At 58.6% G+C, this 15,036-nt stretch carries 11 protein-coding genes and 1 pseudogene; 7 read left to right on the forward strand and 5 right to left on the reverse strand.

Translation table 11 applies throughout. The features are described 5' to 3' along the window. Positions 1 to 413: 413 nt before the first annotated feature. Complete coding sequence (locus AACY30_RS07685; RefSeq protein ID WP_339420572.1) at positions 414 to 1,985, reverse strand: putative bifunctional diguanylate cyclase/phosphodiesterase; 1,572 nt, start codon at positions 1,983 to 1,985, stop codon at positions 414 to 416. 195 nt (positions 1,986 to 2,180) lie between these two features. Between AACY30_RS07685 and AACY30_RS27375 the strand changes: the two are divergent. Beyond that, positions 2,181 to 2,291 (forward strand): annotated as a pseudogene (locus AACY30_RS27375) (DUF2252 domain-containing protein); the annotation flags it as partial. Positions 2,292 to 2,367: 76 nt separating this feature from the next. Here the strand turns inward: AACY30_RS27375 and AACY30_RS07690 are convergent. Further along, positions 2,368 to 3,207 (reverse strand): methyl-accepting chemotaxis protein, encoded by an 840-nt coding sequence (locus tag AACY30_RS07690; protein ID WP_445261421.1) that lies wholly within the window; start codon positions 3,205 to 3,207, stop codon positions 2,368 to 2,370. Between the two features lie 130 nt (positions 3,208 to 3,337). Further along, a complete protein-coding gene (locus tag AACY30_RS07695; protein ID WP_339540099.1) occupies positions 3,338 to 4,369 on the reverse strand; it encodes a cache domain-containing protein in 1,032 nt (343 codons plus the stop codon). A gap of 383 nt (positions 4,370 to 4,752) precedes the next feature. Between AACY30_RS07695 and AACY30_RS07700 the strand changes: the two genes are divergently transcribed. Next, the gene (locus tag AACY30_RS07700; protein ID WP_339540185.1) at positions 4,753 to 4,971 is read left to right on the forward strand and encodes a hypothetical protein; all 219 of its coding nucleotides are present in this window, start codon (positions 4,753 to 4,755) and stop codon (positions 4,969 to 4,971) included. 130 nt (positions 4,972 to 5,101) lie between these two features. On the opposite strand, the gene treR is transcribed toward AACY30_RS07700, so the two are convergent. Further along, complete coding sequence (treR, locus tag AACY30_RS07705; protein ID WP_339436004.1) at positions 5,102 to 5,806, reverse strand: trehalose operon repressor; 705 nt, start codon at positions 5,804 to 5,806, stop codon at positions 5,102 to 5,104. Positions 5,807 to 6,045: 239 nt separating this feature from the next. Between treR and treP the strand changes: the two genes are divergently transcribed. The 5 genes from treP to AACY30_RS07730 all read left to right on the forward strand — a co-directional run bounded on the left by treP (position 6,046) and on the right by AACY30_RS07730 (position 13,412). After that, a complete protein-coding gene (treP, locus tag AACY30_RS07710; RefSeq protein ID WP_339436005.1) occupies positions 6,046 to 7,488 on the forward strand; it encodes a PTS system trehalose-specific EIIBC component in 1,443 nt (480 codons plus the stop codon). Positions 7,489 to 7,532: 44 nt separating this feature from the next. After that, on the forward strand, positions 7,533 to 9,179 hold the full coding sequence (gene treC, locus AACY30_RS07715) for an alpha,alpha-phosphotrehalase (RefSeq protein WP_339540100.1): 1,647 nt from the start codon (positions 7,533 to 7,535) through the stop codon (positions 9,177 to 9,179). A 70-nt stretch (positions 9,180 to 9,249) separates the two neighbouring features. After that, a complete protein-coding gene (locus tag AACY30_RS07720; protein ID WP_339470753.1) occupies positions 9,250 to 10,470 on the forward strand; it encodes a maltoporin in 1,221 nt (406 codons plus the stop codon). A 141-nt stretch (positions 10,471 to 10,611) separates the two neighbouring features. Then, positions 10,612 to 13,128 carry a phosphoenolpyruvate--protein phosphotransferase gene (gene ptsP, locus AACY30_RS07725; protein WP_339540101.1) on the forward strand — a complete coding sequence of 839 codons (2,517 nt, stop codon included), beginning with the start codon at positions 10,612 to 10,614 and terminating at the stop codon, positions 13,126 to 13,128. A 2-nt stretch (positions 13,129 to 13,130) separates the two neighbouring features. After that, positions 13,131 to 13,412, forward strand: coding sequence for a PTS transporter subunit EIIB (locus AACY30_RS07730; RefSeq protein ID WP_339470756.1), 282 nt, complete (start codon positions 13,131 to 13,133; stop codon positions 13,410 to 13,412). 152 nt (positions 13,413 to 13,564) lie between these two features. Here the strand turns inward: AACY30_RS07730 and mltF are convergent, their stop codons facing one another. Then, positions 13,565 to 15,025 carry a membrane-bound lytic murein transglycosylase MltF gene (gene mltF / locus AACY30_RS07735; protein ID WP_339540102.1) on the reverse strand — a complete coding sequence of 487 codons (1,461 nt, stop codon included), beginning with the start codon at positions 15,023 to 15,025 and terminating at the stop codon, positions 13,565 to 13,567. Positions 15,026 to 15,036: the final 11 nt, after the last annotated feature.

Raw genomic sequence — 15,036 nt, forward strand, 5'->3', positions numbered from 1 at the left:
TTCTGTTGTTGGTTGCGAGCTGGTGCCATTCAAAGGCGGGGCCGCTGCCCTCGTACTTAACAAAACCGCAGTTTCATCGACGCCAGTCGTTCCCTCGGCGTCGGTGAGCTGGCCCCTCTGCCACGGGTTGTTGCCGCTGATGCAGAGTTGACCCTGCTGCCGACTTGGCGTTGCCCCATAAGTATTAAGCCCAAAGTCAGATCGGCTAACGCTTTACGAAGTAGAAGCATGGGGCAGCGAAGTTTCGGCAGTTGGGTCAACTCTGCATCAGTGGCAACAGGCCAAGCTCAGCGTCACGTTTCCTGAGAAATCGACATTTTCAACAGAATTAGCCAAAAGCTGACATTCGGTTAATTGCGACTACCGGCCAAAAAGTAGCGGCCACGCTAACTAGAAAACCACGGGCGGTTCAGTTATGCCGTTTCATTACCAGATTTTGATAACGATCCCAGCATTTCCCTTAGGCGCGTTTCCGAAAGCGGTTCACTGAACAGAAACCCTTGTGCCATGGCACAGCCTGCTTCACTCAGCCATTGCGCTTGGCAGCGCGTTTCAACCCCCTCCGCAAGAGTTGTCAGGCTCAGTCCTTTACTTAGAGAAAGGACGGCTCGGACGATGCGGGCATTCTTGTCGTTTTCAAGAACCGTGCTGATGAAAGTGCGATCTATTTTAAGTTTGTCAAAATTGAACTGAGCCAGTTGAGCCAAGCTGGAGTAGCCTGTCCCAAAATCGTCCATGGCGATACGGATGCCCATTTCATGCAGCGCTTCTATGTGCTTGCTTGCCATTCCAAAATCGCTCACTACGGAGGTTTCGGTCACTTCCAATTCAAGCCTATTCGGTGGGAAGCCGGTTCGCTGTAATGCACCCTTCACTCGGTTGACGAGATTTTCGTCACGAAGGTCCAATGCGCTCAGGTTGAATGCTAGCAATAGGTGCTCAGGCCAAACTGCTGCCTCCCGGCAGGCTCGTTCCAGCAATAACGTGGTGAGCTCGCGCATCAGGCCGGATCGCTCAGCAGCAGGGATGAAATGTAAGGGGGAAATCGGCCCATGCAAGGGATGGTTCAGGCGGGCCAAGGCCTCGAAGCCAACAATACGCTCATCCTCCAGAGCAACAATTGGCTGATATGCCAAGCTCAGATAGCCATTATCGAGTGCTTCGCGCAGCAACTGCACTACTTGGGATTGCTTTTCCAGATGCACATCCCGACTCGGATCGAAAAACCGAACTGTATTCTTGCCGTCATGCTTACCTTGGTACAGCGCAAGATCGGCCCGCCGCAGCAAGCTGCTAAGGTCCCTCCCGTCTTGTGGAAACTGTGCAACACCATAGGTGCCCGCTGTGCAGAGACATACGGAGTCAAATACCATAGGGCTTGAAATCAAAGAGGCGAGTTGATCTAGGAAAAGACGAGCTGACTCGGCTGTTTTTGCAGACCGAATGATGAGCGCAAACTCATCTCCGCCCAGACGGCAGGCGAAATCACCATCTGGTAGGCTTGTACTGATACGGCTTGCCAATTCCCGCAACAGCCGATCGCCATAGCTATGACCATAAACATCGTTTACTGATTTAAAGCCATCTAAGTCAAACAGTACAAGAAAGAACGGATCATTAGGACACAGTCTGCGTGAATGGAACTCCAAGTCCAGCCCTCTACGGTTGGGCAACCGCGTCAAGGTGTCATGGATGGCCATATCGATGGCCGCTTTTTCAGCCAGACGTCGACCGACAATTTCCTTGCGAAGCTCGTAGACCCTTCGAATACCAAAGGCAAAGCCACACCAGCCCATGACGATGAGGCCTAAAAAGAACTCGTCTGCCTGCCAGCTCTCGTGCCGGATATTGAAGCGAGTAAGTGCTTCATAAAGGTCAAGGTGAAGGCCAGCCCAAAGCACGCAAGTGCCCAAACAGGCGACGACGATGAAGTCTAACCACGCTTGGTGGAGTCTCAAGAAGCGACGTAATAAACGGTCGGCCATGGAAATGTCATCATTTTAGGGTTCTCATCTTTAGCTATCGACCCATTTAAAACTTCCTTGAGTCCATCCATCATTCAGGACTCCTTACCGCCAACCACCTTTTTCGGCCCGCTTAACTTGTAATGACGTCCAGACGCTATTAATTTCGCATCATTTAGATGCGTGGGTCAGCGAAATTTCGGCAACTGGGTCAACTCTGCATTGCTGTTTACACCGTCCTGGCTATGGTCCGGTGTTGTGCTCCTGGTCGGTTGTTACGAGCAAGGGTATCTGGAGCATTGCCGTCGCTGCGCGCTGGACCACTGATAGTCTGTCCACGCTTAGCCGCAAAGGCTAACTGGCATCAGCTTCGTTAAACTGATGCCGGTTTTCCCCAGCGTGGCTATTGGGCGCCGCGGCTCAACCCACCCAGACGGGTTGAGATCGACTGCATGCCTTTGCCCAGTTCCCGAAGGGTGCTCGCATCTCGCGCGCCTTCTTCGCTGGCCGCATGGATACGTACCGCCAGCTCGTTGATTTCCTGAGTCACGTGGCTCTGCTCTTGGGCGGCAACGGCGATCTGCTGGGCGCGCTGGACGATGTCATCGAAACTGCCCACCGTAGTGCCCAATGTGGCGGACACGCCGACTGCCTGTTGCACTGATTCGCGAGTGCGTTGAGCGCCGTTTTGCATGGTTGTGACGGCAGAATTTGATGCCTGGCGCAGCTGGGTGATCATCTCCTGAATTTCGTTGGCAGACGTTTGTGTGCGGCCTGCGAGTGTGCGCACTTCATCTGCCACCACCGCAAAGCCACGTCCTTGCTCACCGGCTCTAGCGGCCTCGATAGCAGCGTTGAGCGCCAATAGATTCGTCTGCTGAGAGATCGATTTGATTACCTCCAGCACGCTGCCAACTCGCTCGATGTCTTCACCTAACTGAGTCATGGCGGTGGCCGCGCCTGAGATGTCAGTCGCCAGGCTTTCGATGGATTCACCGTTGCGGTTGACTTGGTCCTGACTCTTTTGCGCTTCTACCAGTGAGCTGCGGGCCGTGTCCGAGCAGTCTGTGGTGTTGCGTGCGACCTCGTTGGCGCTGGCCGACATTTCAGTAATGGCGGTGGCGAGCAGGGTGTTGTCCATGCGTTGAGTCTCTGCCCGTTCAGCCAGGCCATTGGACAGTTGCGCCAGTTCGTTGGCCTGGGTTTCCAGTGACACCGACTCATCGGCAATGCGTCGCAGCATGGCCTGCAGAGAGCCAGCGTAATGGTTGACCGCAATGCGCAACGCGCCGAGTTCATCTGACCGCAGAATCTCTAGCTGAGCGCCTGCCTGACCGCCTTGGCCCAGACGTTCGATTTGCGCAGTGGTTTCCTCAAGCTGAGTGAGCAGCCGTTTGCCGGCCAGCCATGCCAGCCCCAGCAGGATGCCCAACAGCGGTAGCAAGAACAGCAAGATCTGCCCGGTCAGCTTGTTCGCGAGTCCGACCACGCGGGCCTCTGGCGTGACCAGCCCAATGCGCCAGCCGGTGCCTTCCATGGTTTCCAATGTGATGTAAGCCGGTCCATCCAAGCGCGCATCGTGTATCCAGATACAGCGTTGTCGTGCCGGCCGGCTTGCTCGACAGGCTTTCGGCGACCGGCTTCAACCACGTTTGTTCCTGGCTCAACCCGGCAATGGTCGGCAGGCCCTTGGTGCTCTTTGCATCGGGGAAAAACAGCAGGTTCCCTGAAGGATCGACCGCAAAAGCGTAGCCGCCGGTGACATTGCCCTTGGCCTTGAGAAACGCTGCGAGGCCGTCAAGCTTGAGGTCGATAGTGGCGACACCGGCAAACGCGCCCTTTGCGAGGTAGGGCACGCTACAGGTCGTCATTGCCACGCCACTGACCGGGTCCTGGTAAGCATCTGACCAGACGCAACGTCCCGATGGCGCGGATTTCGCTCCCGTGTACCAGGACTCAGCCTGATACGGCGGGGTTTGCGCGGCGTTGTACTCGTCCGAGTAATCCAACCCATTGCTGACGTTGCGTGCCCAGAAAAAACTTCGGCGATCAGTACCGGCAGTAAAACTGTTGGGCTCTGGCCACAGACCGCCGCCTGCAATGGCTGCATCGCCTTGGCTGTCGATTACATTAGGCAGATTAGCCTTGAGCAGGTTTTCGTCGTGGGGCAGGGTTTCAGCCAGGTGCGCCATCGCTGTAGCGGTGCCTTCAATGCGATTCACTTGCAGGGCTAACTGGCGTGTAATCGCACGGGCCGATTGTTCCGCTGCCTCGGTTCCTGCTGCCACTAACTGAGGCTTGCCGCCCAAGGTCATGACTGAGTAAATCGCCAATGCCGTGAGAACCAGCAGCGTCAGGATCCCCAGAGTCATTCGCCCTGCGATGCGGTTGGGAAGTAGCGACATGCTGTAACTCCACAAAATTAGGGTTGGCTTTAGTTAATAGCGGCAGCCAAGCCCGGTAGTTGAGGCGCTACATGATATTTTGAGTGATTAGGCGACCGGTGGCTGTCAACGGCAATGCAGAATTGATAGAGCTGCCCACATTTCGCTGACCCAGGCTTCTACTTCGTAAAGCGTTAGCCGGTCTGACTTTGGACTGAGTACTTATGGCGCAACGCCAAGTCGGCAGTAGGGGCAATTCGCATCAGCGATAACAAAGAAAACTTAGGTTGTTTATCTATCAATCATAGTATTTTCCATGGTTTTGCTGTTTTTTATTATGGCCTTTATTTAAAGGGTGGAATTTTCTAGTTGATAATAGAGCGGGAATGATCCTGCTTTAGCAGGTGAATGCTGAACAACAAAACCCCGGCCATGTGCCGGGGTTTTGTGTTTATGGCATGAGCCGCTCCACCATGTCGGGGGGCGAGAACAACACGATCTCCGAAGTGGGAATTCGCAAAGTCGCAGCGATCCTCGAGGGCTTGGGGTACGAATTGACCGCCATACCAAAACGTCGGCGCAAAACCCTCGATGAATTTAAATCAGTAAGCTTCCATGATTAGTCAAAGGGATCGTTTGTAATCCGGTGAAGCATTCACCCAGAGTTCGCGGCGGTAGGAGAGAAGATGACTGCTGCATGGACGGCGGGGCTGGCAAAAAGTATCGCAGTGCAATGATCTTCCCGGTTGATGCTTACCTGCGCGCAATATCCGAAAAGTAAAACTTGTCCAACGTATGCCGCGACTCGGTGTACTCGAACTGCCGCCCGTCCTGCAAAAACGTCTGGTTGCTCACCACGATCACATGGCTCTGCCCTTCGAGGTCGAGGTGTGCCTGGTCGTCCTTGCCGCGTGGCAGGGCTTCGATAGTGCGTTGGGCGTAGGCGATCTGCAGTTGCAAGGTCTGTTCAATGAACGCGTAGATCGACTGTTCGGCGATGTCGCGGTGCAAACCCGGGATCACATCAGCGACGAAGTGGTTGATGTCGAGGATCACGCGTTTACCGCCGATGCGCCTTACCCGCTTGATGCGGGTGATCAGCGTACCGGGCTCTGCTTCGATGTGCTGCAGCAGTGAACCCTCCAGTGGGCATTGGGTGAACTCGACCACTTCAGTGTGTACGTCGTCGCCCAGGTCGGCGTGGGTTTCGTGGAAGCTGACGATGCCGCCGAGTTGGAACTCAATCGGGTTGGGCGACAACACGAACGTGCCCTTGCCATGGATTTTTTGCGCGAACCCACGCTCCTGCAACTGCTCGATGGCGCGACGCACGGTGCCTCGGCTGGCCTGGTAGCTGTCCATCAGTTCGGTTTCGGAGGGAAGGCGCGTGCCGCGCTGCAGGCGTTCGGTGGTGATGCTGGCAAGCAGATCCGTGTAGATCTGGTTGTATTTGCTCATGGGGATGGCTCTTTGCCGGGGTTGCGGTCAAGGCAGGAACCTTAGTGGCAGAGAGGGGGTTTGTCCATTAGGCCCTTGGATTTATGCGGCTTGCAGCGATGCGGCGGCCTACAGGAAATAAACAAAATTAAACTCGTACAGACGAGCTGTTGCTTTAACTCGTACAGACGAGTACTTTTGCCCTCGGCGTGCTGCCAATGACTGCCCCTCAAATAAAAAAATCAAAGTGGAAAACAAGCATGAGCCACGACTATTCGAACATTGCCCGCGAGATCCTCGAAAACCTCGGGGGCCGCGACAACCTTGAGCAAGCTGCCCACTGCGTTACGCGCCTGCGCCTGGCGCTCAAGGACCCGAGCCTGGTCAATGGCAGCGCGCTGAGCCAGGTCGATCTGGTCAAGGGTTCGTTCTTCACCGGCGGCCTGTTCCAAGTGGTGATCGGTCCCGGCGAAGTGGAAAAGGTCTACGCCGCCCTGCGCGAACAGACCGGTCTCGCCGCCGCCACCATCGCCGATGTGAAGAAGAAGGGCGCCGACAAGACCAACGCTATGCAGCGCCTGGTGCGGGTGTTTTCCGATGTGTTCATGCCGATCCTGCCCGCGCTGATCATCGCCGGCCTGTTGATGGGCGTGAACAACCTGATGGGCGCCAAGGGCATGTTCATCGAGGGCGAGACGCTGCTCGAGGCCTATCCAAACCTGGATGGGCTGTGGAGCCTGATCAACCTGATGGCCAACACCTCGTTCGTGTTCCTGCCGGCGCTGGTCGGCTGGTCGGCGGCCAAGCGCTTCGGCGGCAGTGAAATCCTTGGCATCGTGCTGGGCCTGATGCTGGTGCACCCGGACCTGCTCAACGCTTGGAACTACGGCAAAGCCGTGGCCGGGCTCGACGGCCAGAGCCTGCCGTACTTCGATATTTTCGGCTGGTTCCAGATCGAAAAAGTCGGCTACCAGGGGCAGATCCTGCCGATCCTGATGGCGGCGTATGTGATGAGCGTGATCGAGAAATGGTTGCGGGCGCGGGTGCCCAATGCGATTCAACTGCTCGTCGTGCCGATCACCACCATCGTCGTTACCGGTGTGCTGGCCCTGGCGATTATCGGCCCGGTGACCCGTCACCTCGGCATCCTGATCACCGAAGGCGTGGTCACCCTGTTTGACCTGGCGCCGATGGTCGGCGGGGCGATTTTCGGCCTGCTGTATGCGCCGCTGGTGATCACCGGCATGCACCACATGTTCCTTGCCGTGGACCTGCAACTGATCTCCACCCAGGGCGGCACCTTTATCTGGCCGATGATCGTCATGTCCAACCTGGCCCAGGGCAGCGCCGCGCTCGCGGTGTTCTACATGAGCCGCAATGCGCGGGACAAAAGCATGGCTTCGACTTCGGCAATTTCGGCGTATTTCGGCATCACTGAACCGGCGATGTTCGGGGTGAATTTGCGCTTCAAGTTTCCGTTTTATGCGGCCCTTGTTGGCTCGGCGCTGGGCAGCATTTTCCTCGCGCTGAACAAGGTGCAGGCCTCGGCCATTGGGGTGGGGGGCTTGCCTGGATTTATCTCGATCGTGCCGCAATCCATCGCGGTGTTTGTGATCGGCATGGTCATCGCGATGGTGGTGCCGTTTGTTTTGACCTGTGCATTGAGCATGAAGATTGTTCGGCCCGGATACAGGGTCGCCTGATCTGGCGCCTTCGCCAGCACACAACTCTACTGAAGGAACCCACCATGCAAAACTGGCAACACTCGGTGATCTACCAGATCTACCCCAAAAGCTTCCACAGCCACGCGGGTAACGCCACCGGTGACCTGCTGGGCATCGTGGACAAACTCGATTACCTGAAATGGCTGGGCGTGGACTGCCTGTGGATTACCCCGTTCTTGCGCTCGCCGCAACGGGACAACGGCTATGACATCAGCGACTACTACGCCATCGACCCGAGCTACGGGACCATGGCCGACTGCGACCTGCTGATCGGCGAAGCGGCCAAACGTGGCATCAAGCTGATGCTGGATATCGTGGTCAACCACACCTCCATCGAGCACGAGTGGTTCCAGCAGGCGCGCAGCAGCCTCGACAACCCGTACCGCGACTTCTACATCTGGCGCGACCAGCCGAACAACTGGGAATCCAAGTTCGGCGGCTCGGCCTGGGAATACGAGGCGCAAACCGGCCAGTACTTCCTGCACCTGTTCGACCACACCCAGGCCGACCTCAATTGGGACAACCCCCAGGTGCGCGCCGAAGTGTTCAAGCTGATGCGCTTCTGGCGCGACAAGGGCGTGGGCGGTTTCCGCCTGGACGTGATCAACCTGATCTCCAAGCCCGCCGACTTTCCCGAAGACAACAGCGACGGCCGCCGTTTCTACACCGACGGCCCGAATGTGCACGAATACCTGCAGGAAATGCACCGCGAAGTCTTCGAAGGGCATGACCTGATCAATGTCGGCGAGATGTCATCCACCAGCCTCGAACACTGCATTCGCTACTCGCGGCCGGAGTCGAAAGAGCTGTCGATGACCTTTAACTTTCATCACCTGAAAGTGGACTACCCGAACCTGCAGAAGTGGGTGAAAGCTGACTTCGATTTACTGCAACTCAAGCAGATCCTCTCCGACTGGCAAATGGGCATGCAAGCCGGTGGCGGCTGGAACGCGCTGTTCTGGTGTAACCACGACCAGCCACGGGTGGTCTCGCGTTTTGGCGATGACGGCGAGCACCGCGTGGTCTCGGCCAAGATGCTCGCCACCGCGCTGCACTTCCTCCAGGGCACGCCGTTCGTGTACCAGGGCGAAGAGTTGGGCATGACCAATCCGGGCTTCGACAGGATCGAGCAGTACCGTGATGTGGAGACGCTGAATATCTTCCGCCTCAAGCGCGATGCTGGCGAGTCCGAGACGTCGAGCATGGCGGCGATCATGCAGAAGTCGCGGGACAACGGTCGCACGCCGATGCAGTGGAATGCGGCGAAAAATGCGGGTTTCAGCGCCGGCGAGCCCTGGATCGGTATTCCGGAAAATGCTTCAACAATCAATGTCGAAAGCCAGCTGGATGACCCGGATTCAGTGCTGCATCACTACCGTGTGCTGATTGCCTTGCGCCGGCATGAGCCTCTGATCCAAGAAGGTGTTTACCGTCAACTGCTGCAAGACCACTTACAGGTCTGGGCGTACCTGCGCGAAGGCCATGGCGAGCGCCTGCTGGTGCTGAACAACTTCTACGGCACGCCCTGCGACATCCAACTGCCGGACACCGTGATCAACCCTGCAAGTGAACAACGCCTGCTGATCAGCAACTACCCCGACTGCCCGCAACGTACCGCCACGGTGGCGCTGCGTCCTTACGAATCGTTTGTGCTGCACCTCAAGGACTGAGACTCGTTGTAACCCCGTGTGGGAGCACGGGGCGCTTTGAAAAAACATAATAAAAATATCGGAGTGCTTTATGAAAACAACAATAAAGCTGGGCCTCGTTGCGTCTTGTTTAAGCCTGCCTATTGGCGCTCAAGCCTTGGAATTTGCCGGTTACGTGCGCAGTGGCGCGGGGACTTCAACGGGCAGCGGCCCACAGCAATGTTTCCAACTGCCGGGCGCGCAAACCAAGTACCGCCTGGGTAACGAATGCGAGCAGTATGGCGAACTGGAGTTGCGCCAGGACCTGGTTACCCTCGACGACGGCTCTGTGCTCAGCGTCGATGCCATGGCGTCGCTCTACAACAAGTACGACCGTGAACTGAAGTTCCAGGGCGAGAACAACGGCACCGCGCGCATGCCGCAGATGTATGCGCAGTGGTCCAACCTGCCCAGCCTCAATGGCGGCTCGCTGTGGGCCGGTCGGCGTTACTACAAGCGTAACGACATTCATATCTCCGACTTCTACTACTGGAACCAGAGCGCCACGGGCGGGGGGATCGAGGACGTACTGATCGGCGACCTCAAGTACAGCTACGCGATTTCCCGCAAGGACAACCTGTACCAGAAGGAATACGCCACCCGTCACGACTTCAACGTCGCAGGCTTCAAGACCAACCCTGGCGGCGAGCTGGAGCTGGGCTTGAGCTACATCGAAAAAGCGGGCGGGCGTGACACCAACAGCGGCTGGGCGATCACCGCGCAGCACGTGCAAAAACCTTTCCTGGGCGGCAAGAACAAGCTTGCCTTGCAGTATGGCGAAGGCCCAGGCACTGGCCTGGGTTACACCGGCAATACCTTCCTGGATAAGAGCAGCAAAAGTTACCGCGCCGTGGAGTTTTTCGACTGGCAGGTGACTCCGCGTTTCGGTGGGCAGATCGAGGCGGTGTACCAGAAGGACATTCGTCCCGGCAGCCAGGATCAGACCTGGATGTCCCTCGGTGTGCGCCCGGCGTACGCCATCAGCGAGCAGTTCAAGCTGGTCACCGAGCTTGGGCATGATCAGGTTGACGCCAGCGGCGGCACGCGCAAGCTGAGCAAATTTACCTTCGCACCAACCTGGTCGCCCAAAGGCCCGGATTTCTGGGCGCGGCCGCAAGTGCGCTTGTACTACACCTATGCAACGTGGAACGAAGCGGCCAAGCGCGCGGCGAATGAATTGGCGGCGGGGTCGGCGTTGTCAGACACCGGCTCCTACGGCACGGCGCGGCATGGGGCGAACGTTGGTGTGCAAGTTGAATATTGGTGGAAATAACTAGACGGGTGCACACGGACTAGACATGTGGGAGCGAGCAAGTCGAATCGTCGTACCGCCGCTCCCACATTTTGATCGTCGTTACTCCAAATTTTTGCATCCAGCCAATGATATTTACAGAACAAAACAGCAGGTGAAGCCATGATCACAACTCAACCCCTGGAACTGCTGGCGCCCTTGTCGGGTGTGCTGCTGGCGTTGGACAAGGTGCCCGACCCGGTATTCTCCAGCCGCTTGATCGGCGACGGCCTGTGCATCGACCCCACGTCGCAGACCCTCTGCGCGCCACTGGCCGGGGTGATCAGTAATATCCAGGACAGTGGGCATGCCGTCAGCATCACCGACGACAACGGCGTCCAAGTGCTGATGCATATCGGCCTGGACACCGTGAACCTGGCAGGCCAGGGCTTCACTCGGCAGGTGCAGGAAGGCCAGCGGGTGGAGGCCGGGCAAGCGCTGATCGAATTCGATGCCGATTATGTGGCGCTCAATGCGCGCAGTTTGCTGACCTTGATGCTGGTGGTCAGCGGCGAGCCGTTTACCCTGTTGGCGAACGGTCTTGTGGCGGTCGGCCAGCCGTTGTTGCAGTTATCCCCAAGTGAAACTGTTGAAACGCTGGACGAGGAGGACGGCGATGCGCTGTTCTCCAAACCGCTGACCTTGCCCAACGCCAACGGTTTGCACGCCCGCCCTGCGGCGGTGCTCGCCCAGGCGGCGAAGGGTTTCAATGCGAGCATCTACCTGCACAAGCAAACCCAGTGCGCCAATGCGAAGTCGCTAGTAGCGATCATGGCGTTGCAAACCGTGCAGGGCGACACCGTGCAAGTGAGCGCGGCAGGGGAGGAGGCCGAGGCGGCGATCAACGCGCTGGTGGCCTTGTTGGCTGAAGGCTGTGGGGAGGCGGTTGCGACCGTTGCTGAGCCGGTCGCGGCGGTATTGTCGGCAACGTTGCTGCGGGGCGTGTGTGCGTCACCGGGTTCGGCGTTTGGCCAGGTCGTTCAAGTGACCGAGCCTGAGCTGGCTATCATTGAACACGGCACGGGTGAAACCGCTGAACGTGCTGCCCTGGCGCGTGGCCTGCTGGCTGCAACCGAAGCGCTGCAAGCTCTGCAAGACAAGGCCGCCGGCAGTGCCCAGGCAGAGATCTTCCGGGCACATCAGGAACTGCTCGAAGACCCAACCTTGCTGGAACAAGCCCACAGCCTGCTGGCTGACGGCAAGAGCGCCGTATTTGCCTGGAACAGTGCCACAGTCGCGACGGCCAGCGTGTTCCAGGGCTCAGGCAATGCTCTGCTTGCCGAACGTGCGGCAGACCTGGCCGACGTCGGCCAGCGCGTGCTGAAACTGATCCTCGGCATTCAAGACAGCGCCTGGGACTTGCCGGAACGCGCGATCCTGATCGCTGAACAACTGACGCCGTCGCAGACCGCCAGCCTGGATACACGCAAGGTGCTGGGTTTCGTCACGGTCGGCGGCGGCGCAACCAGCCACGTCGCGATCCTCGCCCGCGCCCTGGGTTTACCAGCGATTTGCGGTGTGTCGGCCCAAGTGCTGGCGTTGGCCAATGGCACACAGGTCCTGCTCGACGCCGACAAAGGCGAGCTGCACCTTGAGCCGAACCTGGCCGAGATCGAACAGTTGGAGGCGGCGCGCAAGCAACAGGCGCTGCGCCATCAGCGCGACGTGGCGCACGCGTCTCTACCGGCAACCACCCGCGACGGCCATCACGTCGAAGTCACCGCCAACGTGGCTTCGTTGACGCAGGTGGAACAGTCCTTGAACCTCGGCGGGGAAGGCGTCGGCCTGTTGCGCTCGGAATTTCTCTACCTGGACCGCAACCGCGCGCCGAGCCCCGACGAGCAAGCGGCGACTTACACCGCGATCGCCCGTGCCCTGGGCACCGAGCGCAACCTTGTGGTGCGCACCCTCGACGTTGGTGGCGACAAACCGTTGACCTATGTGCCCATGGACGCCGAGACCAACCCATTCCTCGGTTTGCGCGGCATCCGCCTGTGCCTGGAGCGCCCGGAGTTGCTGCGCGAACAGTTCCGCGCGATCCTCGCCAGTGCCGGTTTTGCGCGGTTGCATATCATGTTGCCGATGGTCAGCCTGCTGTCGGAGTTGCGCCTAGCCCGTAAGATCCTCGAAGAGGAAGCGCTGGCGCTCGGGCTCACTGAACTGCCGAAGCTGGGGATCATGATTGAAGTACCGTCTGCCGCCTTGATGGCGGACGTGTTCGCGCCCCATGTGGATTTCTTTTCTATCGGCACCAACGATTTGACCCAATACACCCTCGCCATGGACCGCGACCATCCGCGCCTGGCCGGCCAGGCCGACAGCTTCCACCCGGCGGTGTTGCGCTTGATCGCCACCACGGTCAAGGCCGCGCATGCTCATGGCAAGTGGGTCGGCGTGTGCGGTGCACTGGCGTCCGAAGCGCTGGCGGTGCCGGTGCTGATCGGGCTGGGTGTGGATGAGTTGTCGGTCAGCGTGCCGTTGATCCCCACCATCAAGGCCACCGTGCGCGAGCTGGACCTGGCTGGCTGCCAGATCATTGCCCGCCAGGTGCTCGGCCTGGAAGAAGCCGGTCAGGTGCGTGAGGCATTGCGCCAATATCACGCGGCTACCGTTGAAACCTCACCTGTTGTGGAGCTTTGAGCATGTTCAAGAAATTGCAGCAGGCGTTCTGGAAGGCCCTCACGCCGGATTTGATTGCCGAGACGGCAGCGGCGCCGGGTTTGTTGTCGGCTGATGTGCTGCGGGCGTTGGGCGGCGCGGATAATCTCAAGTCGCAGCAGCGGGTGGCGCTGACGCGGGTGCGGGTGCAGTTGCAGGATGCTGCGAAAGTGGATGCTGCAGCGTTAAAGGCTGCGGGTGTGCCTGGGGTGATGGTGTTGGCGGGTGGGGTCGTGCACCTGCTTACCGGGCTGGGCTCGGTCTAGAGATCAACGCAGATCAATGTGGGAGCCGGGCTTGCCCGCGATAGCGGTGTGTCAGGCTGCGGGTATTTCGACTGCCAGGCCGCCATCGCGGGCAAGTCGAATCGTCGCACCGCCGCTCCCACAGGGTTTTGCAGCGTGTTGAATAGCGTGTCTTACAACGGCGAGTTATCTTCCGGCGGCTTGGTCTTATCCACACCTGGCACGTGCAGGTTGCCCTCAACCATCTGGTTACCTTCCAACTGCGGCTGCGTCACCCAAGTCAGAATGTCGTAATACCGCCGGATGTTCGCCACAAAATGCACCGGCTCACCACCGCGCGCATAACCGTAGCGCGTCTTGCTGTACCACTGCTTTTGCGACAGGCGCGGCAGCATCTTCTTCACATCCAGCCACTTGTTCGGGTTCAAACCTTCGCGCTTGGCCAGCGTGCGCGCATCTTCCAGATGGCCGCTGCCCACGTTGTAGGCGGCGAGGGCAAACCAGGTGCGATCCGGCTCGGCGATGCTGTTGTCCAGTTCATCCTTGATCTTGGCCAGGTACTTGGCGCCGCCCATGATGCTTTGCTTGGGGTCCAGGCGGTTGGACACGCCCATCGCCTGGGCGGTGTTCTGGGTCAGCATCATCAGGCCGCGCACGCCGGTCTTGGAGGTGACGGCCGGTTGCCACAGCGATTCTTGATAGCCAATGGCTGCCAACAGGCGCCAATCGACCTTCTCTTTCTTGGCATAGGCCCGGAAGTTTTTCTCATACTTGGGCAACCGCTGCTGCAGATGCTGGGCAAAGGTGTAGGCGCCTACGTAGCCGAGTACATCGACGTGCCCGTAATAGCGGTCTTTGAGACGCTGCAGGGTGCCGTTCTTCTCGACCTTGTCCAGGTAACTGTTGATCTCGTTGAGCAGGCTGTTGTCTTCACCCGCCGCCACGGCCCAGCTCTGATTGCTGGGATCGCCCAGGTCGAAGGCCACGCGCACGTTGGGGAAGTACACCTGGTTCATGGCGACTTCGTTGGAGTCCACCAGGGTCAGGTCGATTTGCCCCTCGTCCACCATGCGCAGCAGGTCGACGACTTCAACGGCGTCGGACTCTTCGTATTCAATCGCAGGATTCTGCTTCTTGAGCGCCGCCAGTTGTTCGGCGTGGGTGCTGCCCTTGAGCACCATGATCTTCTTGCCCACCAGGTCTGCCGCGTTCGTCGGGCGGGACTGGCCATTGCGGTAGATGATCTGTGGGGTGACTTCTAAATAAGGGTGGGAGAAACGCACCTGCGTCCGGCGCTGTTCGCTGCTGACCAGGCCTGCGGCAGCGAGGACCGGGCCGTTGGGCTTGCCCAACTGGCCAAACAGGTCATCCAGGTTGTCGGCGGTCTCGATCTCCAGCTTTACCCCCAGGTCGTCGGCAAAGCGTTTGACCAGTTCGTATTCGAAACCGGTTTCACCGTTGCGGTCCTGGAAATACGTGGCCGGACTGTTTCGGGTGATCACCCGCAATACGCCATCCTCCTTGATTCGCTCGAGCGTGCTGGGCTTATCAACACAGGCGCTGAGCATCAGGAAGAGTCCGGTTGCGATAAGCCATTTGGCGCATCGCGGGCGCAAAGCAGTTGGGGAGAACATCTGCGCAGTAT

The sequence above is a fragment of the Pseudomonas sp. RA_5y_Pfl1_P24 genome, assembly GCF_963970945.1.
Classification (GTDB): domain Bacteria; phylum Pseudomonadota; class Gammaproteobacteria; order Pseudomonadales; family Pseudomonadaceae; genus Aquipseudomonas; species Aquipseudomonas tritici.